Below are 20,391 nucleotides of genomic sequence, written 5' to 3'. Positions count from 1 at the left end.
CTCCATCTTTGGCTAAAGATTAAAGTGTTGCGTCGACCCGTTGAAATCGCCGGACTAAGTGAACTTTCGCTGCAGTAGCGCCAATGTCTGCTTTGCCAAACAGTCGCCACCCAAATGCTGAAACCAATCTTCGAGGGGTAGTAAATCCAACACGAAAATTTTGAGTTCAGACATAATAATTATTGATCTCTATAAGAAACAGATTCCACGATGATATTTTGGGAAGATTGAACGTGGCGCAAGTCTTAGAGCAGCAGAGTGTTTGGCTTGAGTTCGTTCGTAAATACAATGCAGTCCCGACGGGGGGGTGATGGGCCGCAGGCGCGTGTTTTTACAATGGTCAGATTTGCCGGACCTCTCGGAATCATCTCCCATGTTTCGTTTGTCTTCGTTTTTTGGGCCTTGGACGGAGTGTCTTTGGCGCTTTTCAACATCTTTAGCGCATTCATTTTTAGCATAGGCTTGTGGCGGTCGTCTTGGGGCAACCTTAATTGGTTTTTCGTTGGGGCCGTCTTATTCGAGGTTCCCGTTCATGCCGTCCCTTGAACGTACTATCTGGGCTTTGAAAGCGGTTTCTGGCTGCTTGTCATGATAACAGTAAGTCTCGTTATGCTGTACCCTGCGCTCTCTCGATTTGTTCGGTTCTTGGTCGGTTTCGCGAATATCGCCGTGCTCAGTGTTGTTATGGCTTTTGCGATTGCAAACGGCCCGGTTGCTGACATTCCCGCAACGCTCAGCATGGTATTTTTGGTGATGAACTTTTCTCTCTTAGCGCTGGTCATCATGGTGACGCTCGCATTTTACGATGTTGCGATGGAGCAGGCTGAAAAGGCCCAGAAATTGGAGTTCGAGCGCGCGGAAGCGCTACTGCTTAACGTTCTGCCCTCCGACATTGCAATCCGGCTGAAAGCCAATGAAGAGCCCTTGGCCGATGAGCATGGCAGTGTTTCAGTCCTTTTTGCCGATATTGCTGGCTTCACAAACCTGTCTCGCAATTTACCCGCGAACGCGCTGATCACCCTTCTCAATGACCTTTTCAGCAGATTTGATGGCTTGTCCAACCGCTATCAGGCAGAGAAAATTAAAACCATTGGGGATGCGTATATGGTGGCAACAGGACTTAGAGGAGAGGCCACCCATGCAGAGCAGTTGGCGGATATGGCAATCGGGATGCAGCATGATTTTGAAGCGTTCCGCCAGGACCACAGTTTGGACTTGAAATTGCGGATTGGCATCCACTCTGGTGCCGTCATCGCAGGAGTCATTGGCAAACAGAAATTTTCCTATGATCTATGGGGGGCACAGTAAATTTGGCTTCCCGAATGGAGTCAGAGGGGGTCGCAGGCCGCATTCAAATCTCTGCTGAAACGCGCGTTTTACATCCATTGCGGTTTAGGGCCACATCACGTGGGCAGATTGTGATTAAGGGCCATGACGCGCGCGAATGTTTTCTGCTCGAATCCGATAAAGCTTAACAAAAATTATCAATTTGACTCATATCAATGTCTAGTCACCATAGCAGACTTTCCTCGCCGCGTCGAAGAATTGAACAAAGGGCTCAAAGCAGCCATCGGGGCAAATCATCAGCTTATATAAACTGAACAACTTGCCCCAATAAAACTAGAGCTCTCAGCTCAGTGCATCCAGAATGCGCGCCCATGAGCGGATGCCTTTGTGGAAGCTCTCCATGTCGTATTTTTCATTGGGCGAGTGGATCTGGTCGTCGTCTTTACCAAATCCGATCAGGACGGGCGGCGTCCCGAGGATATTCTGAAAATGGCCCGCAATTGGGATTGAGCCGCCGCAGCCGATGAAAGCGGCGGGCACGTTCCATTCGTCGCTCAGCGCTTTGAGCGCTTTGGCAAAGGCGGGATCATCGGTTGCCGTACCAGACGCGCGGCTGGCGCCGTGGTCTTTCCATTCAACCGTGCAATCGGCGGGCAGCATGTCCTGCACCATGGCGCGGAAACTCTCGCGGATGGCAAGCGGGTCTTGACCAACCACGAGGCGGAAGGAAATCTTGGCGCTGGCCTGTGAGGGTAGCACAGTCTTGAACCCGTCGCCCTGATAGCCGCCGCCGATGCCGTTGACTTCGCATGTCGGGCGCGACCAGATCATCTCAAGCGGGGTGCGGTCCTGTTCGCCAGCGGGAACAGACAGCCCCACATCCCCCAGAAAGCCGGCGTGATCAAAGGCAAGACCCTGCCACTGTGCTTCCAGCTCATCCGGCAGTTCAGGCACGCCGTCGTAAAAGCCCGGAACCGTGATGCGGCCCTCATCGTCGTGTAGGGACGCAATGATGCGCGACAGCACACGGATCGGGTTCATCGCGATGCCGCCGAACATGCCGGAATGCAGGTCTTTGGAGGGCGCGGTGATTGTCAACTCTTCGCCTAGCAGGCCGCGCAGCATGGTGGTGATGGCAGGTGTGCGGCTTTGGAACATGCCAGTGTCGCAGATCATGGCGAAATCGGCGCGCAGCTCGTCTGCGTTTTCTTCCATGAACGGTACCAGCGACGGGGAGCCTGATTCTTCCTCGCCCTCGAAGAAGAAGGTGATGCGGCAGGGCCAATCGCCGTTGACCTCTTTCCACGCGCGGAAGGCTTCGACAAAGGTCATCAGCTGGCCTTTGTCATCGGCAGCCCCACGTCCGCGGATGACGGTGCCTGCATCTGTTTCCTCTATTGCGGGGTCGAACGGATCGCGGTCCCACAGGTTCAGTGGATCGACAGGCTGCACATCGTAGTGGCCGTAAAAAAGCAGATGTGGCTTTCCGGTCTCGGGGCCCACATGTCCCACAACCATCGGATGACCGGGGGTGGGGCGCTTTTGGGCATCAATCCCAAGGTTTTGAAGGTCAGCTACCAACCAGTCAGCGGCATCCTGACAGTCTTGTTTAAAGGCTGGATCGGTCGAGATAGACTTAATCCGGAGCAGGTCCAAAAGCCGCTCTGTAGCGGCGGGAAGGTCTTTGTCGATCTGGGCAAGAACGGCGTCTAGGGACATGGGGGAAGCTCCTGTGAGATGGAATTTCCGCGACCCTAGCAGGCCTTACGCCCGTGTCCAGAGCCCCGCTTGGATGTAAGCGCAGTCAAGCGGGGCCTGCAATTTTCAGGAGAAATCTGCTCTTACGTAAGAGACTTGACGCTCGGTGAATGCAGCCGATCTGGAAGCGATTGGCCAGAAATCCCCTACCCAAAAGGTCTTCAGTTGTGGCCTGCGACATTGCGTGCGCCCCTAGACCATTGAACCGCAGCGGTGAATTCTGTATCGGTTCTAGAATAAGTGACTGGGGGCTTGCAGCACCCCAACCGGACGGAGACGCGTATGACCTATTCCGAACAGCTTGATCAGGCGATTGAGCGCCTGCATGACGAAGGTCGCTACCGTACCTTCATCGACATCGAGCGCCGTAACGGCAATTTTCCGCATGCCGTCTGGACCAAACCTGACGGGAGCGAAAAGGACATCACTGTCTGGTGTGGTAACGACTACCTTGGTATGGGTCAAAACGAAGTCGTGCGTCAGGCGATGCATGATGCGATCGAGGCGACTGGCGCAGGATCGGGCGGGACACGCAATATCTCGGGCACCACAGTTTATCACAAACGCCTTGAGGCGGAGCTGGCCGATTTGCACGGCAAGGAAGCTGCCCTGCTGTTTACCTCGGCCTACATCGCCAACGATGCCACGCTCAGCACTTTGCCAAAGTTGTTTCCGGGGCTGATCATCTATTCAGATGCACTCAATCACGCCAGCATGATCGAAGGTGTGCGTCGCAATGGCGGAGCCAAGCGCATTTTTCGTCATAACGACGTCGCGCACCTGCGTGAACTGTTGGAGGCTGATGACAGCGATGCGCCCAAATTGATCGCGTTTGAATCAATCTATTCAATGGATGGTGATTTTGGCCCCATTGAAGCGATCTGTGATCTGGCCGATGAATTTGGCGCGCTGACCTATATAGACGAAGTGCACGCTGTTGGCATGTACGGCCCGCGCGGGGCAGGGGTTGCCGAGCGTGATCGCCTTATGCACCGTCTTGATATTATCAACGGAACCCTTGCAAAAGCGTACGGCGTTATGGGCGGCTATATCGCGGCCAGCGCCAAGATGTGTGATGCCATCCGGTCTTACGCGCCAGGGTTTATCTTTACCACGTCGCTTCCGCCTGCGATTGCTGCAGGCGCTGCCGCCTCTGTGGCCTTCCTAAAGCGCGCGCCGGAGCTGCGCGAAAAGCACCAGCAACAGTCAAAGGCACTGAAGCTGCGGCTCAAAGGTCTGGGCCTGCCGATCATCGACCACGGCAGCCACATCGTTCCGGTGATGGTTGGCAATCCGGTCCACACCAAGATGCTGTCGGATATGCTGTTGGATGAGTACGGCATTTACGTACAGCCCATTAATTTCCCAACGGTTCCGCGCGGGACAGAGCGGCTGCGCTTTACGCCGTCACCGGTGCACGGCCCTCGTGAAATGGACGCTTTGGTCAATGCTATGGACGGTCTGTGGTCGCATTGTGCGCTGAATCGTGCCGAGGAGGCAGGTTAAAACGTCAATATCTCGCTAATGCGATTGCGCTGTGATACTATTTTATCAACAAAGCGATATGGCGAATCAAAATCTGTTCGCCTAAGTGTATCGATAAAAGAAGAGGCGAGGGCATTGGCATGATTGGGCGTTGGGCCTCCAGGAATGTTGAGCAAGAAGCGGAAAAGCCGTCTGGCTTTGACGCTTTTGAACTGCGTCTTGGTGATCTGATGCGCGGTGAGCGCGCTACGCTCGGCAAATCCCTTCTAGATGTTCAGCGCGAATTGCGGATCAAAGCATCCTATATCGCTGCCATCGAAAACGCTGACCCAGACGCCTTTGATACCCCCGGATTTATCGCTGGCTATGTGCGGTCCTATGCGCGTTATCTCAACATGGATCCCGATCAGGCCTTTGCCGCTTTCTGTACCGAAAGCGGCTTTAGCGTGGCGCACGGTATGTCTGCCGAAGCCTCTGTGGTCCGCAAGCCCACCCGCGAAGAGCGCCTGAACCGCCAGCAGTCCGACCATGATATTTTTTCGCGTCCTGTCATGCCATTTGCGCCCGGCGGCAATTCCTTCCTTTCCCGGATCGAACCTGCAGCTATTGGCTCCATGGTGGTTTTGCTGGCGCTGATCGGCGCCATCGGTTTCGGCGGCTGGACGGTTCTGCAAGAAGTCCAGCGTGTGCAGGTTTCTCCTGTTGATCAAACGCCAGTGGTTCTGTCGGATCTTGATCCGCTGCAAGCGAACGAAAACCTTGAAACCGCAATGGTTGACGGTGTCGCTACTCCTGCCGTTTTGCAGGACGCACCGCGTGTTGAGGCGCTTGACCGTCTGTACCGTCCTGCAGCACTTGATGTGCCGGTTCTGGTGGCACGAGACGCGCCTATTGCATCGCTTGATCCGCGCACCAGCGGCCTGTTCGAGACAGCCTCTGTCGTGCCAGCAGGCGGTGAAGACCTGATTGCGAACGGCGTTGATGTTGCCTTGGTTGCAGCGCTTGAAGGGCAGGCATCGCCCAACGGACTTCGCGTGCCGCAGGTTCTTGAAGGGCCAGCACCTGCTGTGCAGGTTGTTGCAACCGGTGAGACTTGGGTTCGTGTAACCGCTGCCGACGGCACAAATATCTTTGAAAAAGTCATGCAAAAGGGTGACACATTTGATGTGCCATCCCTTGAAGAGGCTCCTGTGCTTCGTACCGGCCAAAGCGGTGCGGTATATTTCGTGATGAACGGTGAGTTCTACGGCCCTGTCGGTGGTCGTGGCAGTGTGACGTCTAATGTTCCGTTGCAACAGCAGGCCTTGGCAGAGCTCTACGAGCCTGCGCAGCCCGGTCAGGACAGCGCGCTCGAAACGTTGGTCGCTGAATTGCGCGCCGCGGCGACGCCCCCCTCTGCTGATCAATAACTAGGCGTTAATCACTTTTATTTCCTAGCTTGTCATTGCAGCCGCCCCTGTGCGTGGCTAGGTATGCCATGTCCCAACTGTCTGATGAGGTTGACATGTCGCTGAACCATATTCGTCCTTGGCGCAATATTTACCGCCGCAAATCGCGTCAGATCATGGTCGGCAACGTGCCTGTGGGGGGCGATGCGCCGATCACAGTGCAGACGATGACAAACACTCTAACAACCGACGCCCGCGCGACGATTGCACAGATTCAGGCCGCCGCTGACGCCGGTGCAGATATCGTACGTGTCTCGGTGCCTGATGTCGAAAGCTCGAAGGCGCTTAAAGGGATCGTGCGCGAAAGCCCCGTGCCAATCGTGGCGGACATTCATTTCCACTACAAACGCGGAATCGAAGCTGCCGAAGCCGGTGCCGCCTGCTTGCGGATCAACCCCGGTAACATCGGTGACGAAAAACGCGTCAAAGAGGTGATCAGGGCCGCGCGTGACAACAATTGCTCAATCCGGATTGGCGTAAACGCCGGCAGTCTTGAGAAGCACCTGCTCGAAAAATATGGCGAACCGTGCCCTGATGCGATGGTCGAAAGCGGGCTGGATCACATTAAGATCCTTCAGGACAACGACTTTCATGAATTCAAAATCAGTTGCAAAGCCTCTGATGTGTTCATGGCCGCCGCGGCTTATCAGCAATTGGCCGAGGCTACAGATGCCCCCATTCACCTCGGGATTACCGAGGCAGGAGGGCTGATTTCTGGCACTGTCAAATCCGCCATCGGCATGGGCAACCTTTTGTGGATGGGCATCGGCGACACAATCCGCGTCTCGCTCTCTGCCGATCCGGTGGAGGAAGTGAAGATGGGTTTCGAGATTCTCAAATCTCTTGGCTTGCGCCACCGTGGCGTGAACATCATCTCATGCCCGTCTTGCGCGCGGCAGGGCTTTGACGTGATCAAAACGGTCGAGACGCTGGAGAAGCGGCTTGAGCATATCAAGACGCCGATGAGCCTTAGCATCATTGGCTGCGTCGTTAACGGCCCTGGTGAGGCGCTGATGACTGATGTCGGATTTACTGGCGGCGGGGCGGGAGCGGGCATGGTGTATCTGGCGGGTAAGCAAAGCCACAAGCTGGATAACGCCAAGATGGTGGAACACATCGTTGAACAGGTCGAAGCACGCGCCGCCCAGATCGAGGCTGAAACAGCCGCCGAAGACGCTTAACGCATTCCAAGACCCATCTGCATCAGCAGCTTGCGCACGGGGGCCGCACTATAAAGCGCGCCCAACCCAGCGGCGCGTGCGTCGCGGGCCAAGGTGCTGCTGGCTTGGCTGGCGCGGTTCAGCAGATCAATGCCACGCACCCGCAGCGTAATATCGCCATAGCGGGCCTTGTGGTAGGCTTCGAGCATTAACGCATCGCCCAAACCATCCGGGCGTGCCTCGGCCTGATCAAGCAATGTTGCGATATCGTTCAGCGACATGTTCAGCCCCTGCGCACCGATAGGCGGCATGACGTGTGCAGCTTCTGCAATAAGGGCCACACGTTCGGCGTTTAGGCGTTCTGCGTGCTGTGTAATGATCGGCCAGACCTGACGGCGGCTGACCAACGTCAAGGGGCCAAAATGATGGCACGACCGCAAAGATGCTTCTTCTTCGAACGCAGCCACGTCCACGTCCATCCGGTTTTGGGCCAGACGTCCGTCATCCATCCAGACAACAGCCGAGCAGGGCTTCCCGTCACGGTCGGGCAGGGGCACCAGCGTAAATGGCCCTCCCGTCCGGTGAATCTCGGTTGAGACGTTTTCGTGCGGGATCGGATGGGTGACGGCAAAGACCAACGCCTTTTGCCCGTAGCGTTGCGTGTGTACGCCAATGCCAGAGGCCGCGCGCATCGGAGAGCCGCGACCGTCGGCCGCGATCACCAGCTTGGTTTGTACGCGCACGCCATCGCTCAGCGTTACCTTGGCGCTTCCTTCGCGGGTGAACAGCTGTTTGGTACTGACGCCTGCGCGAAAATCGATATTATCCAACTGCTCCAACCGGGCCAGCATCTCGCGGCGCAGCAGCCAGTTTGGGAAATTCCAGCCGAAAGGTTGCTCGGAAATCTCGGAGGCATCGAATTCTTGGGTGACACGCGGGGTTGCCTCCGCACCGCCGGCATCAATGATGCGCATCACTTGCAGGGGCGCGGCATGAGGGGCCAGCGCCTCCCACAGGCCTGCCCGTTCCAACAGCTCTCGGGCGGGTTGCAGCATCGCGGTAGAGCGAAGATCAGCGCCGTCCGCAGCACCATCCGTGATAGGCGGGGTGGGGTCAACGCAGATGACCTTGAAACCAGCCGTGCCAAATGCCGCCGCTGCGGTCAGCCCCGCAATGCCGCCGCCGGAGATCAGGATATCGCAGGTGTCGGTCATGGCCACGCCTTCCTACTTGATGAGTGTTTGCAAGAAGGAAGATAGGTCGTCGGTGTGAAAATGCACATGCGGCGCGTCAGCGCGCGCGGGCGCTACGTGCACCGTGCGCATACCCAGATCATGTGGCACTTCGAGATTGCGCAGATCATCCTCGAACATCGCGGCACTTGCAGGCGTCAGGCGGTCTTGGGTGAAGATCGTGTCAAAGGCGGCGCGTTCCGGTTTGGGCAGAAAGCCTGCATGCTCAACGCCGTAGATGGCATCGAACAGGCCAGACAGCCCGCGCGCTTCCAGCACCCGCTCCGCATAGGGCGCGCAGCCGTTGGTATAAACGATGCGCCTGCCGGGCAGGGCACGAATGGCCGTAGCCAATTGCGGGTCAGGTGTCAGACTGTCCATTGAGATATCGTGGACATCCACCAGATAGGGTTCCGGGTCTACGTCATGTTCGCGCATCAGGCCTGCAAGTGTTGTGCCATACGTATGCCAGTAATGCTTGCGTAAACGGTCCGCTTCGGCGCGATCCACACCGATGGCCTGCATCACCCAATCGGTCATGCGGACCTCAATCAGGTCGAACAAACGGGCCTCTGGCGGATAGAGGGTGTTATCAAGGTCAAAGACCCAAGTGTTCACGTGGGAAAAAGCATCATAGGACATAGGACATGGGGCTTTGGTAGGCGGGGCGGCAGGCTTTCGCAAGGGGCGATCATGGCTATGCGCGCGGCATGGCAAGCGTTAAGGTGATGTGAATCTTGATGAAAGGGCCATTTATGCCCCCCGCGACCCCACCCGGCAGACCCGGCAATACAGACGGCTATTCGATGATCCTTGATGCCATTGATACAGGCATCTACCGTCCCGGTGACCGTCTGGTCGAAAGTGAGCTGGCAGAACGCTTTGGCGTGTCTCGCACGCCGATCCGCGAAGCCCTCCAGCGGCTGGAGACACAATCCCTGTTGGTGCGGGACGGGCGCAGCCTGATCGTGGCGTCACTGGATCACAATCAGATGGCTGAGCTCTATGTTGTGCGTGGTGAACTGGAGGGACTGGCTGCGCGGCTTGCGGCCCGCAATGCCACTGAAGAAGAAGTGCGCCTGCTCCGCGAGATGGTGGAAGCTGACAATGCTCTCAAAGAGCATCCCGCAGCGCTGTCGCGTGCCAACCGGCGCTTTCACAAACAGATCCATCTGGCGTCGCACAACAGGTTCCTTGTGCAGCAATTGGACCTTGTCCACCGCTCTATGGCGTTGATGGCGACGACTTCGTTGGCGGTGGTGGGGCGCGGCGCGATCGCGCAGGAAGAACACGACCGTATCGTGAGCGCGATAGAGGCGCGGGACGGCGATGCCGCTGATGCGGCCTTGCGCGCGCATATCTCGGTGGCCTTCACAACGAGGCTCAAACAAGAGGCCGCGCGCCGCGAGGCTGAGAGTTAATCGACTACTTCGCTGATCCCATGTTCGGTTTTGTCCCAATAGAACGGCTCGACCACCAGTTCCTTGATCGCTTTATAGGCCGATATCGCAGCCATCGGATAATAGAACGGTAAGGTGAGCACGTAGGGCATCAGGTGGCGGTGCTCCTTTCGCGATACAGCCACCAGTGAAATCGCCAGATTGAGCAACTCTGAAGAGATGAAAAACCACACCATGAAAAGCGCCGTGGGCGAGCCGAGCGTGCTGGCGACCGGATGTTCAAACCCCGCAAGAATGATCCAGAAAGACCACAGCAGCGGTGCGCAGGCGAACTGGGCAAACGTTGCCAGCAACAGCGTTTGCACGCCAAGAAAGCGCAGCAGGCCCAAATCACGCAGCAAGTCCCCAGGCGCGCGCATATGCACCATCCACGTGATAAGAAACCCTTTGAGCCAGCGCGAGCGTTGCTTGACCCATGGCCAAGCGCGGCAGTTTGCTTCTTCATAAGTGACCGTCGGGATCAGCTCGGTGACATAGCCGTGCCGCGCAAGGCGGACTCCCAGATCGGCATCCTCGGTCACGTTGTGCGCGTCCCAGCCGCACACTTTTTCAAGGATATTACGACGGAAAAATAACGTGGTGCCGCCCAGCGGGATCACCAGACCCAGATGCGCGGCGCCGGGCAGTATCCTACGCCACCGCGTCGCATATTCGATGGTAAAGCAGCGCGAAATCCAGTTGGACCGCGAGTTGTAATAATCCAGAACGCCTTGCAGACAAGCAACATTTGCCGGTGCATCTTGAAAACGTGTCACAACCTTTTCAATTTGATCCGGCTCAGGCGCATTTTCGGCATCCCAAACACCAATGATCGACCCACGACAAAAATCCAGCGCGTAATTGAGCGCGCGCGGCTTGGTGGTCAGATTGTCAGAGTGAGGGACTTCGATAACGCTCATCCAGCTGGGCATCTGGGTCGCTGCAATTGTCTCGCGGGTGACGGTGTCGTCGGCCTCTAGCACCAGCACCACTTCAAGCAGCGATTTGGGTTAGGTCAATCGGCCAAGGCGCTCGATCAGCTTTCCTGCGATTTCTTTTTCTTTCAACAGGGGAACAAGAACCGAAACCTTCGGAAGTGGAAATGCCTTGCGGCTGGAGGCCGCAGTCAGTTTTGTGCCTTGGGACATCTTCGAAATTTGGGTGATAAATGCTGCAAGCTTAAGTGTCGTGCCCATGACCAGCGTTGCAAAGGCAAACAGCATGGCGATGGTGAACGTCCAGAGCGGCGCCAGCAACAGGGCCGTGCAGAGCAGTCCGAGAAGCGCAAAGGCCAAAGGCTTTCGTGAGGAAGCATCGGGGTTAAATCCACGACAGCTCTCGCGTGCAGGAACACGTGTTGCAGCTTTATGGGCCAGCTCAGCGCCGTAAAGCGTGCTGATGTGCTGGCGGATTTGTTTTTCATCCACAAGCACTGGCAGCATCCGTCGTCCACTTTGGCCAAGACAGGCGCGCAGGCGGTCGAAGTCGGCGGGATGGGTGACGGCAACCAGTAGCAGATCACCCATCTTCAGCCAAGGTACACAACGATGAGTGAGACACATGCTGGAGGGAGGGGCGTGGCGCAGAGAGGGATCGGGGGGATCAAGCAACAGGTCTGCGACAGGAATGTTGTACTGCCGCGACAACATATGCAAAAAATCTAGCGGCTCGGCGAGGCCTTCAGACACAAGGATCTCACCCAATGGTGCATCTATATGGCGCTGCAAGTCTAGTGCATGCACCAGATCATTTTGCGATATGAGGCCTGCGTTTAACATCACACGACCAAGCGGCAGTCGCTCCAGCGGAGGACTGGCCGCTTGTGGATCAGGCAACCGCAGGTAAAGGTCGCTCTTCGTGGGCCTGCCTGAGATCGTTTCAAATTAGTTAAAACGATATCAGGTAAGTCTTAATAGTTGATTAACAGGCCACGAGATTGTCGGGGTGGATCGTTAAGGACACACCTCTGACAGGTCGAAGCGCTTAGGTTCGCGCAGCCATGGCCTCGGCAAACCGCTCGAAAAGATAGTAGCTGTCTTGCGGGCCGGGGGAGGCTTCGGGGTGGTGCTGGACCGAGTAGACTGGACGCCCTTCCATACGAATGCCGCAGTTTGAGCCGTCAAACAGGGACCTGTGCGTTTCCACAACACCCGTGGGCAGCGTCTGCCCGTCCACCGCAAAGCCGTGGTTCATCGAAGTGATCTCGACCTTGCCTGTGTCCATATCTTTAACTGGATGGTTGGCGCCGTGGTGGCCGTGGCTCATCTTGACCGTACGGGCGCCAAGTGCCAGCGCCAGCATCTGGTGACCAAGACAAATGCCGAAAACCGGCAGCTCTGTTTTGCTAAGCACGTCTTTGATCATGGGCACGGCATAGGCGCCGGTAGCTGCCGGATCACCAGGGCCGTTGGACAGGAACACGCCGTCGGGCTGGTGGGCCATCACGTCTTCATATGTTGCTGACGCGGGCAGAACGGTTACGTCACATCCGGCGGAAGCAAGGCAGCGCAGGATATTGCGCTTTGCGCCATAGTCGATAGCTACGACCTTGTGCTTCGGGGCCGTCTGGGGGCTGTAGCCATCGGGCCAAGCCCAACGCATTTCGTTCCACCGATACGATTGTGCGCAAGTGACATCCTTGGCCAAATCCATACCCTCAAGGCCGGCAAAGCCGCGCGCGGCAGCGACAAGGGCCTCAACATCGAAATTGCCATCAGGATCATGGGCAAGGGCGGCATGCGGCGCACCTTGCTGACGGATCGCACGTGTCAGGCGGCGGGTATCAATGCCGCCGATCGCGATGCGCCCGCGTGAGGCAAGCCACGATGACAGGTCCTGCGTTGCGCGCCAGTTGCTGGGGGCGGTTGGCATCCATTTGACAACCATCCCTGCGGCCACTGGATCAGCAGTTTCGTCATCTTCTGGGTTGGTGCCTGTGTTGCCGATGTGGGGGAAGGTAAAGGTCACGATCTGGCCGGCATAAGACGGGTCAGTCATGATTTCCTGATAGCCGGTCATGGCGGTATTGAAGCACATCTCGGCCACGGTTTGACCAACCGCGCCAAACCCCGCACCGTAGAAAATTGATCCATCGGCTAGTGCAAGGCAGGCAGTCGGGTGGGCGGGCGTAGCAGAAGCCATGGTCAAATCCTTCCGGAGGAGGGGCCACAAAGGGGCCCGAAACGGGGGTGAAGTGTAGCGCACCTCAGGCGGCAAACGGGTGCAACTTATAGCGGCCTTGGTGTAGGGTCAAGATTCGCCGAGAAATTATTTATACATATAAATCAGTATCTTAAGTTGTATTTAATCGCATTGCATGTGGCGGTGTGATTAGGTAGTGTCTGCGCTCTTGAACCGATCAGCTATAAAGGCATCATATGGACCTGCGTACCCGCATCAGTACTGACCTTAAACAAGCCATGAAAGACAAAGCGGTAGAACGCTTGTCTACATTGCGGCTGGTGAACGCGGCAATCAAGGATAAAGATATCGCCGCGCGTGCCGAAGGCAATGATGATGGTGTGGGCGAGGACGAAGTGCTCGCAATCCTTGGTAAAATGGCCAAGCAGCGGCTTGAATCCGCGCGTGCCTATGAAGAAGGCGGACGCCTTGATCTGGCAGAGCGTGAACGCTCTGAGATCGAAGTGATCGAAGAATTCCTGCCGCGCCAATTGGATGAGAATGAAACGACTGCCGCTGTCGACGCCGCTGTGGTAGAGGTCGGGGCCTCCTCGATCCGCGATATGGGCAAGGTGATGGGTGTTCTGAAGGCCAAGTACACCGGCCAGATGGATTTCGGCCGCGTTGGCCCGATGCTTAAAGACCGATTGTCCAATTAGGATCAGCGCCGCAAGGCCCGCTTTAGATCATCATAGAGCGCGATGCGCTCGTCCTCGCTCAGAAATGCTCCAATCTCCACTTCGCGGCCTTTGCCGCGCAGTGTGACGTAGTGGGACACAGGACCCTCGTCCTCGTATTTGGTGACTTGGGTCCAATAGCGATCACAATCCCATTCCAGCACATCGCCTTTCGGGTTTGTTCGGGTCAGGCGGGCGGTTGCCGCGTCCAGCACCAGCTCCTCATTTATCTGGCGGGCTTTGTGGTTGCGTTGCAAAGCCAGATATATTCCCCAGACAGCAGCAAGCGTGAACGGCAGCATACCCCACAGGATCGGTGAGCCGAGCAGGGGAAGCACCGGTATAGAGATCAGCGTGAAAGTCGTCAGCACAAATGCCGCCATGCCGCGCGCAGGCAATGAGCTATGCGGCCATAGGCGCATAATCTGTGGGGTGCTGTGTGGTGGCGATGTCCATTCATAAGGCATAACGCAAATCTATCAAATAGTGCGGCCAGATCAATGCGACAAACTGTGAGGGGTAGGGGAGGCAGTGATGCGCCGGACAAGGAAAAAGGGCCCCAACCGCCGTTGGAGCCCTTTTATATTTTACCAAGTCCAACCGATTAGTGGCTGTGAACTTTGTCCCAATCTTCGCGCTTTGGAAGCTGCTCGAACGTGTGCTCCGGTGGCGGGGATGGCAGTGTCCATTCCAGCGTATCCGCAAATTCGTTCCATGGGTTGTTGGCTGTGACGCGTGCACCGCGTGTCAGCGTCCAAGCCATAACACCGAAGAAGAAGATGAACGAACCGAAGGAAAGGAAGGCTCCCATACTTGACCACCAGTTCCAGTAAGCAAATGCGTCTGGATAGTCGATGTAGCGGCGTGGCATGCCCTGACGGCCTAGGAAGTGCTGTGGGAAGAAGGTCAGGTTTGAACCGATGAACATCGCCCAGAAGTGAACCTTGCCTGCCCACTCGGGGTACATGCGGCCGGACATCTTGGGCAGGTAAAAGTAGATACCCGCAAAGATAGTGAACACAGCGCCCAGCGACATCACGTAGTGGAAGTGTGCAACCACATAGTAAGTGTCGTGATAGTAACGGTCCACGGCTGCCTGCGACAGTACGATGCCTGTCACGCCACCAACGGTGAACAGGAACAGGAACCCGAATGCCCAGAGCATTGGCGTCTTGAACTCAACCGAGCCGCCCCACATCGTGGCGATCCAGCTAAATACTTTTACGCCTGTTGGTACCGCGATCACCATGGTGGCCAGCATGAAGTAGGCCTGCTGGTTCAGCGACATACCCACAGTGTACATGTGGTGTGCCCAAACAACAAAGCCCAGTGCGCCGATGGCGATGATCGCCCAAACCATTGGCAGGTAGCCAAAGATCGGCTTGCGCGCGAATGTCGCAATTACGTGGGAGATGATGCCGAAGCCTGGCAGAATGATGATGTACACTTCGGGGTGACCAAAGAACCACAGGATGTGCTGGTACAGAACCGGATCACCACCGCCTGCAGGATCAAAGAAGGCAAAGCCAAAGTTGCGGTCCATCAGCAGCATGGTGATTGCGCCAGCCAGAACAGGCAGGGACAGCAGGATCAACCAGCTTGTGACGAAGATCGACCATGAGAACAGTGGCACCTTGAACAGGGTCATGCCGGGGGCACGCATGTTCAGGAACGTCGTGATCATGTTGATCGCACCAAGGATCGAAGACGCGCCGGAGACGTGAACCGCGAAAATCGCGAAGTCCATCGACATCCCGCCTTCTTTCACCGACAGCGGCGGGTACAGAACCCAACCCACACCGGAACCGGCTTGGCCGTTACCACCTGGCAATAGAACCGAGCAGACAGCCAGCGATGTACCGGCAACATAAAGCCAGAAAGACAAGTTGTTCATGCGCGGGAACGCCATGTCAGGCGCGCCGATTTGCAGCGGCATGAAGTAGTTGCCGAAACCGCCGAAAAGGGCAGGGATAACCACGAAGAACATCATCAAAATACCATGGCCGGTAATCAAAACGTTCCAGAGGTGTCCGTTTGGCGTACAGGTTGCTGCGGAATCCGCGATGAAACGCGCGCCTTCCATACACATATACTGAACGCCGGGGTTCATCAGTTCGAGACGCATGTAGATGGTGAATGCGACTGAGATGAAACCGACAAATGCGGAAACGATCAGGTAAAGAATACCGATATCTTTGTGGTTCGTGGACATGAACCAGCGTGTGAAAAATCCACGCGGGTCTTCATGATCATGCCCGTGAATGGCTGCGTCTGCCATGCGGTGCCTCCTTGGCTGAGTATTGACATGCAAATGCGCCTCTTGGCAAAACGCACTGCGGACTTGGGAAGTCTTCTAATTCCATGTGCTCCATAGAGCAATGGGCGCGATGGTCGCAGGGGGAAGTATTTTCAACCCCCTATGGCGGGGTTTACCTTCTTTTGCTTCACCGGACGAGGCTACGTAGGACATGTCGAAAATTTGAAAGAACACAACGCCGCAGGGACGCTGCAACATTAACACGTTGGTAGGATTCTTTCGCAATGATGCCTTCAGTTCAGCTAACAGGTAACCCGTTTTGACTTCGTATCACCCATCTTCGCATAATGCTTCGCTTGACGCCTTTCAGTCGAGCGTGAATGGCGGGTCCGATCAGAGGCTGTCCATTGATCGCGTGGTGCGGTTAATGCCGGGTTTTGCCTATGTATTTAATCATCAAACCTACTCCAACGACTATACCAACCGCTCTGTTGGAGAGCATTTGGGCTATTCATCCGAAGAAATTCAAGCGTTTGGCCCGGGCATGTTGATGCAGGTTGTCCACGCTGATGACCAACACCTGTTGGGGGAGCATATGGCTCGAATCGCGCAATTGGCCGATGAGGAATCAGCGACGCTTGAATATCGCGTGAACACCAAGCAGGGCACCCAGCTCTGGTTGCGCTCTGTCGACACGGTTTTTGACCGGACCGATGATGGCAGCGTTCTACGCCATATTGGCGTGGCCTCGGATATCACCGTCGAGAAAAACGCCGGAATGGCATTGACCCGTCTGAACGCCGAGCTGGAGCAGAAAGTAGCAAAGCGCACCAAGGATCTGGCGCGCCTGAATGCCGCGCTGGAAGGCCGGATCGACGCGCGCACGATAGAATTGCAAGATGCAGTCGATGAACTTGAACAGCTAACCTATATCGCCACTCACGATCTCAAAGTGCCCGTTAATAATCTGAGCCGTCTTGGCCTTATGTTGATTAGTGACGCGGAAAACTTCACGCCTGAGCAGGTTGAACAGATCGGCTGGATGAACCGCTGCGCCGATCAGTTGAGCGCTAAGATACAGGGGCTTGTTTTGGCGGCACAAATCCAGCTGACTCACGGATTGCCAAAAGAGGTGCTGAAACTGGGTGATTGCGTCAACGACTGCGTGAACAGGGTGGGCGAGGCGACAGGGCGGCTGAGACTTCCCGTGACGGTGGATATCGCACTGGACCTGATTGTGCACTTCGCCCGCTTCGAATTGGAAAGCATTCTGGTTTCGTTACTGGACAACGCCGTCAAATACGCAGAGCCCTCCCGCCCGCTGGAAATTGTGATACAGGCCAAAGAGATCGACGGACAAATCGCACTCAGCGTTTCGGACAACGGAACGGGGCTGGACCCGGTTCGGGATGAGCAAAAAGTATTTGGTTTGTTCCAGCGTGCACATAAGACCCCCGCTGGCAGTGGCATCTCCCTTTATTGTGCGCAGCGCATGCTGCAGCGGCGCGGCGGGGCAGTCAGTCTGACTGGCGCCCGCGCGCAAGGCGCTCAATTTACAATCTTTATCCCCACCAAGGAGAAAACTAATGAAGCGGCTTGACCGGATTTTGCTGGTAGACGACGACGCCGTGACGAACATGATGCACCGCCGTGTGATTGAAAAGTCGGGTCGCGCGGTTGCCATTGATGTTGCTACCGATGGCCAGGAAGCCTTGGACATCCTTTGCGCTGATATGGCTGCGGACCGCGCCCTACCAGAGCTGATCTTTTTGGACATCAACATGCCTGGAATGGGAGGCTTCGAATTTCTGGAGCATTACGCGAAACTGGATATCCAGAGCGACGCCCTGCTGATCATTGTGATGCTATCGACATCATTGTTGCGCAGTGATCACGACCGCGCCGAGGCCGATCCAAATGTTTACATGTTCTGTGACAAGCCGCTTAGGTTGGAAAAGCTGCTGGAGCTTGTGTCAGACTTCCAAAAACGCCACGATGCACAGCGCCCCGCCGCCTGACACGTCAGACCGGTTGCGGGGCTTCTCCGAACACTGTTTCAAAGCTTTGTCGGAGCGCGATGTCGAGGTCATTCATGGTAACTGGTAGGCCAAGATCGACTAGGCTTGTCACGCCATGTTCCGAAATGCCGCAAGGCACAATGCCGCCAAAATGGTTCAGGTCAGGCTCAACGTTGATCGAGACACCATGAAAGCTGACCCATTTGCGTAGACGGATACCGATGGCGGCAATCTTGTCTTCGGCGGGCAGTCCCGTCGCTGTCAGCGGTTTTTCAGGCCGTGCCACCCAGACGCCGACGCGGCCATCGCGGATTTCTCCGGTCACATTGAACTGATCCAGCGTAGTGATGACCCACGCCTCAAGTTCCTGCACAAATCGTCGCACATCGCGTCCGCGTTTTGCGACGTCCAGCATGACATAGGCTACCCGCTGTCCGGGTCCGTGATAGGTATACTGGCCGCCCCGCTTGGTCGCAAAAACGTCAAAACGGTCGGGGTCGGTCAGGTCCTGCGGCTTGGCAGATGTGCCGGCAGTATAAAGAGGGGGGTGTTCAACCAGCCAGATGCATTCATTGGCTGCCCCCTCCAGTATTGCGGCCACGCGCGCCTCCATCCAGCTTTCCGCATCGCGAAAGCCAGTAAGTCCGGGGGAGGTTGTCCATTCAATCATGAAAGCTGTCTAAAGCGACTGAGCAGAGGAAGGAAGGGCGCTTATGTGTCCGCGGTTTCCAACTGCTCTGCCTTCACCTTTTCTAGCATCTCCGCATACGTCTGGGCGCCTTGGGCGCCCGTAAGGAGATATTTTCCGTCAAATACAATCGCAGGTACGCCGGAAATGCCTCTATCCGTCCAGAACTGCTGGCGCGCGCGTGTATCTGTGGCGTGGCTGGCGTTTTCCAACACATTACGCGCGGCATCAGCATCAAGACCAACGCTTGCTGCGACATCGATCAGCACGTCATGCTTGGACACGTCGCGCCCTTGCGTGAAATGTGCCTCAAAGAGTGCCAGCTTAAGCGGGTGTTGCAATCCGAACTCCTGCGCCCAGTCCAAAAGCTGATGTGCGGAAAAGGTATTGACGATACGACTGTCGGGGGAGAACTGGAAATCAATACCCAGATCCGCACCAATGCCTTGCAGTTGAGCGCGATTCTGCGCGCTTTGCTCCGGGGAGGCGCCGTATTTCTCCGCGATATGTTCGGTCAGCTTTTGCCCTTCTTCTGGCATCGCAGGGTTCAGCTCAAACGGATGCCAGCGAATAAAAGCGCCTGTCCCTGTCGCGCCAAGCGCTTGCTCAAGCTGCCGGAAACCGACGATGCACCACGGACACATCACATCTGAGATGATATCAATCTGGACGGGCTTTGTTTGGTTGGCATCTTCTGACATTTGTAGGCCTCTCATGATGTGTTGCTCATAAAGTCGGCATTCTCACACGGTTTTTCAAGATGGACGTGTGCAGTGTCACGCAAGGTTATACCCTTGGCGGACGCGCGATTGAGGTGTGATTTCGTTCCGGAAGTCCAAGGATAGGCGTTTAGCTTAACTTCTTCACGCGCCTTGTGCGTTTTGTTGTAAATTGCCTCTTGAGCTATTCTACCGCCCGCGCTATTGCATCCGCACAATCCATGGCGTGCGGTCGTGGCGGAATGGTAGACGCGCAGCGTTGAGGTCGCTGTGGGGTAACACCCGTGAGAGTTCGAGTCTCTCCGACCGCACCAATTTAATATTTTTCCTACATTAAAATCAGTAACTTATCTGCATGTGAGCTATGTGGGTCCCCTCGGAGGCCCCCTTTCCGCGCTTTGCTCCAATCTGTGTTTGTCTGTACTTTTTGACACAGCTTGTGACTACAGCAAACGTGAAGGCCGCTATCAACCTCATATGAATTGATGATTCAAGCGAGATCAAATTTTTCAGCTTGGTGCGCACGAGCGGACCTAAATTTGTCACTGAGGCCCCACCGAGCGTGATTCTCTACCCACACACACAATGACTGGCAATGGAGCGTGATCTATTTGACAGATGAGGCTTTGCCAAAATAACTCGGTGTACCGTCCGTCAGTCTTGATGGAACGGGGACAACCAGTTTTGGAGCAAATGCAGAAAATTTTGGAAGTGCATCTGCTGTTACATCGCATCGAAGAAGAAATCACGACAGCAGCTTAGAAATTCACTCTATTTCATCGACGGCCAGTGCAGGGCTCCCGTCTCCGTCAGGCGAAGATCTTGATGGTAAAGTTGGCTCGATCGTGTGGGTAGTGCGCCTTCCGGCATAGACGTTTTGGCTGCGTGGGGCAGGGGGATTGCCATTGGGACGCCGCAAGCCGGCCTAACGGCAACAAGGGCGGAATGCAGACTTTCGCTGCGCTGTGCGCCGAAGTCAGCAATGCGCGGTGATTTCAACGGGTCGACGCAACACTTTAATCTTTAGCCAAAGATGGAGTGAT

17 protein-coding genes, 1 tRNA gene and 1 pseudogene are annotated in these 20,391 nt (G+C 56.0%); 9 read left to right on the top strand and 10 right to left on the bottom strand.

Going from position 1 to position 20,391, the window contains the following annotated elements:
- Positions 1-588 precede the first annotated feature (588 nt).
- A pseudogene (locus V7730_RS18275) lies at positions 589-1,475 on the top strand (adenylate/guanylate cyclase domain-containing protein).
- Between the two features lie 154 nt (positions 1,476-1,629).
- Here V7730_RS18275 and V7730_RS18270 read toward each other — a convergent pair.
- Positions 1,630-3,006 carry a M20/M25/M40 family metallo-hydrolase gene (locus V7730_RS18270; protein ID WP_335749023.1) on the bottom strand — a complete coding sequence of 459 codons (1,377 nt, stop codon included), beginning with the start codon at positions 3,004-3,006 and terminating at the stop codon, positions 1,630-1,632.
- 321 nt (positions 3,007-3,327) lie between these two features.
- Here V7730_RS18270 and hemA point away from each other — a divergent pair, with 321 nt between their 5' ends.
- From hemA to ispG, 3 genes are all read left to right on the top strand, one after another.
- Entirely contained in the window at positions 3,328-4,551 is a 1,224-nt protein-coding gene (gene hemA / locus V7730_RS18265) for a 5-aminolevulinate synthase (protein ID WP_335749022.1), read from the top strand.
- Between the two features lie 119 nt (positions 4,552-4,670).
- Complete coding sequence (locus V7730_RS18260) at positions 4,671-5,939, top strand: helix-turn-helix domain-containing protein (RefSeq protein ID WP_335749021.1); 1,269 nt, start codon at positions 4,671-4,673, stop codon at positions 5,937-5,939.
- Between the two features lie 95 nt (positions 5,940-6,034).
- On the top strand, positions 6,035-7,159 hold the full coding sequence (gene ispG, locus V7730_RS18255) for a flavodoxin-dependent (E)-4-hydroxy-3-methylbut-2-enyl-diphosphate synthase (protein WP_335749026.1): 1,125 nt from the start codon (positions 6,035-6,037) through the stop codon (positions 7,157-7,159).
- Here the strand turns inward: ispG and V7730_RS18250 are convergent.
- A complete protein-coding gene (locus V7730_RS18250) occupies positions 7,156-8,352 on the bottom strand; it encodes a UbiH/UbiF family hydroxylase (protein ID WP_335749020.1) in 1,197 nt (398 codons plus the stop codon). The two genes, ispG and V7730_RS18250, sit on opposite strands and share 4 nt — an antisense overlap.
- Positions 8,353-8,364: 12 nt before the next feature.
- Positions 8,365-9,012, bottom strand: a complete 648-nt coding sequence (locus tag V7730_RS18245; protein ID WP_335749019.1) for a pyrimidine 5'-nucleotidase — start codon at positions 9,010-9,012, stop codon at positions 8,365-8,367.
- Positions 9,013-9,125: 113 nt separating this feature from the next.
- Here V7730_RS18245 and V7730_RS18240 point away from each other — a divergent pair, with 113 nt between their 5' ends.
- Complete coding sequence (locus V7730_RS18240) at positions 9,126-9,791, top strand: GntR family transcriptional regulator (RefSeq protein WP_335749018.1); 666 nt, start codon at positions 9,126-9,128, stop codon at positions 9,789-9,791.
- Here V7730_RS18240 and V7730_RS18235 read toward each other — a convergent pair.
- From V7730_RS18235 to carA, 3 genes are all read right to left on the bottom strand, one after another.
- Positions 9,788-10,798 carry a glycosyltransferase family 2 protein gene (locus V7730_RS18235; RefSeq protein ID WP_335749025.1) on the bottom strand — a complete coding sequence of 337 codons (1,011 nt, stop codon included), beginning with the start codon at positions 10,796-10,798 and terminating at the stop codon, positions 9,788-9,790. The genes V7730_RS18240 and V7730_RS18235 overlap by 4 nt on opposite strands.
- A 21-nt stretch (positions 10,799-10,819) precedes the next feature.
- Positions 10,820-11,644 carry a hypothetical protein gene (locus V7730_RS18230; RefSeq protein ID WP_335749017.1) on the bottom strand — a complete coding sequence of 275 codons (825 nt, stop codon included), beginning with the start codon at positions 11,642-11,644 and terminating at the stop codon, positions 10,820-10,822.
- A gap of 148 nt (positions 11,645-11,792) precedes the next feature.
- Positions 11,793-12,950, bottom strand: a complete 1,158-nt coding sequence (carA, locus tag V7730_RS18225) for a glutamine-hydrolyzing carbamoyl-phosphate synthase small subunit (RefSeq protein WP_335749016.1) — start codon at positions 12,948-12,950, stop codon at positions 11,793-11,795.
- Between the two features lie 236 nt (positions 12,951-13,186).
- Here carA and V7730_RS18220 point away from each other — a divergent pair, with 236 nt between their 5' ends.
- A complete protein-coding gene (locus V7730_RS18220; RefSeq protein WP_335749015.1) occupies positions 13,187-13,648 on the top strand; it encodes a GatB/YqeY domain-containing protein in 462 nt (153 codons plus the stop codon).
- Positions 13,649-13,650: 2 nt separating this feature from the next.
- On the opposite strand, the gene V7730_RS18215 is transcribed toward V7730_RS18220, so the two are convergent.
- On the bottom strand, positions 13,651-14,133 hold the full coding sequence (locus V7730_RS18215; RefSeq protein WP_335749014.1) for a DUF2244 domain-containing protein: 483 nt from the start codon (positions 14,131-14,133) through the stop codon (positions 13,651-13,653).
- 137 nt (positions 14,134-14,270) lie between these two features.
- Positions 14,271-15,944, bottom strand: coding sequence for a cytochrome c oxidase subunit I (gene ctaD, locus V7730_RS18210; RefSeq protein WP_335749013.1), 1,674 nt, complete (start codon positions 15,942-15,944; stop codon positions 14,271-14,273).
- 406 nt (positions 15,945-16,350) lie between these two features.
- Here ctaD and V7730_RS18205 point away from each other — a divergent pair, with 406 nt between their 5' ends.
- On the top strand, positions 16,351-17,523 hold the full coding sequence (locus tag V7730_RS18205) for a sensor histidine kinase (RefSeq protein WP_335749012.1): 1,173 nt from the start codon (positions 16,351-16,353) through the stop codon (positions 17,521-17,523).
- Complete coding sequence (locus V7730_RS18200) at positions 17,510-17,941, top strand: response regulator (RefSeq protein ID WP_335749011.1); 432 nt, start codon at positions 17,510-17,512, stop codon at positions 17,939-17,941. Before V7730_RS18205 ends, V7730_RS18200 begins: the two co-directional genes overlap by 14 nt.
- A gap of 4 nt (positions 17,942-17,945) precedes the next feature.
- Here V7730_RS18200 and lipB read toward each other — a convergent pair whose 3' ends face one another.
- Together lipB and V7730_RS18190 are read right to left on the bottom strand one after the other, a co-directional pair.
- A complete protein-coding gene (lipB, locus tag V7730_RS18195; RefSeq protein ID WP_335749010.1) occupies positions 17,946-18,611 on the bottom strand; it encodes a lipoyl(octanoyl) transferase LipB in 666 nt (221 codons plus the stop codon).
- 41 nt (positions 18,612-18,652) lie between these two features.
- Entirely contained in the window at positions 18,653-19,330 is a 678-nt protein-coding gene (locus tag V7730_RS18190; RefSeq protein WP_335749009.1) for a DsbA family oxidoreductase, read from the bottom strand.
- 246 nt (positions 19,331-19,576) lie between these two features.
- Here V7730_RS18190 and V7730_RS18185 point away from each other — a divergent pair.
- A tRNA-Leu gene (locus tag V7730_RS18185) sits at positions 19,577-19,662 on the top strand.
- The last annotated feature ends 729 nt before the right edge of the window (positions 19,663-20,391 follow it).

The organism is Sulfitobacter sp. (assembly GCF_036961165.1).
Taxonomy (GTDB): Bacteria; Pseudomonadota; Alphaproteobacteria; order Rhodobacterales; family Rhodobacteraceae; genus Sulfitobacter.
This window is presented reverse-complemented; position numbering and strand designations above follow the sequence as displayed.

Bases quoted from the DNA above. Each gene is read 5' to 3' on its own strand.
- V7730_RS18270 (WP_335749023.1), bottom strand. From the start codon at position 3,006: ATGTCCCTAGACGCCGTTCTTGCCCAGATCGACAAAGACCTTCCCGCC.
- hemA (WP_335749022.1), top strand. From the start codon at position 3,328: ATGACCTATTCCGAACAGCTTGATCAGGCGATTGAGCGCCTGCATGAC.
- V7730_RS18260 (WP_335749021.1), top strand. From the start codon at position 4,671: ATGATTGGGCGTTGGGCCTCCAGGAATGTTGAGCAAGAAGCGGAAAAG.
- ispG (WP_335749026.1), top strand. From the start codon at position 6,035: ATGTCGCTGAACCATATTCGTCCTTGGCGCAATATTTACCGCCGCAAA.
- V7730_RS18250 (WP_335749020.1), bottom strand. From the start codon at position 8,352: ATGACCGACACCTGCGATATCCTGATCTCCGGCGGCGGCATTGCGGGG.
- V7730_RS18245 (WP_335749019.1), bottom strand. From the start codon at position 9,012: ATGTCCTATGATGCTTTTTCCCACGTGAACACTTGGGTCTTTGACCTT.
- V7730_RS18240 (WP_335749018.1), top strand. From the start codon at position 9,126: ATGCCCCCCGCGACCCCACCCGGCAGACCCGGCAATACAGACGGCTAT.
- carA (WP_335749016.1), bottom strand. From the start codon at position 12,950: ATGGCTTCTGCTACGCCCGCCCACCCGACTGCCTGCCTTGCACTAGCC.
- V7730_RS18220 (WP_335749015.1), top strand. From the start codon at position 13,187: ATGGACCTGCGTACCCGCATCAGTACTGACCTTAAACAAGCCATGAAA.
- V7730_RS18215 (WP_335749014.1), bottom strand. From the start codon at position 14,133: ATGCCTTATGAATGGACATCGCCACCACACAGCACCCCACAGATTATG.
- ctaD (WP_335749013.1), bottom strand. From the start codon at position 15,944: ATGGCAGACGCAGCCATTCACGGGCATGATCATGAAGACCCGCGTGGA.
- V7730_RS18205 (WP_335749012.1), top strand. From the start codon at position 16,351: ATGCCGGGTTTTGCCTATGTATTTAATCATCAAACCTACTCCAACGAC.
- V7730_RS18200 (WP_335749011.1), top strand. From the start codon at position 17,510: ATGAAGCGGCTTGACCGGATTTTGCTGGTAGACGACGACGCCGTGACG.
- lipB (WP_335749010.1), bottom strand. From the start codon at position 18,611: ATGATTGAATGGACAACCTCCCCCGGACTTACTGGCTTTCGCGATGCG.
- V7730_RS18190 (WP_335749009.1), bottom strand. From the start codon at position 19,330: ATGTCAGAAGATGCCAACCAAACAAAGCCCGTCCAGATTGATATCATC.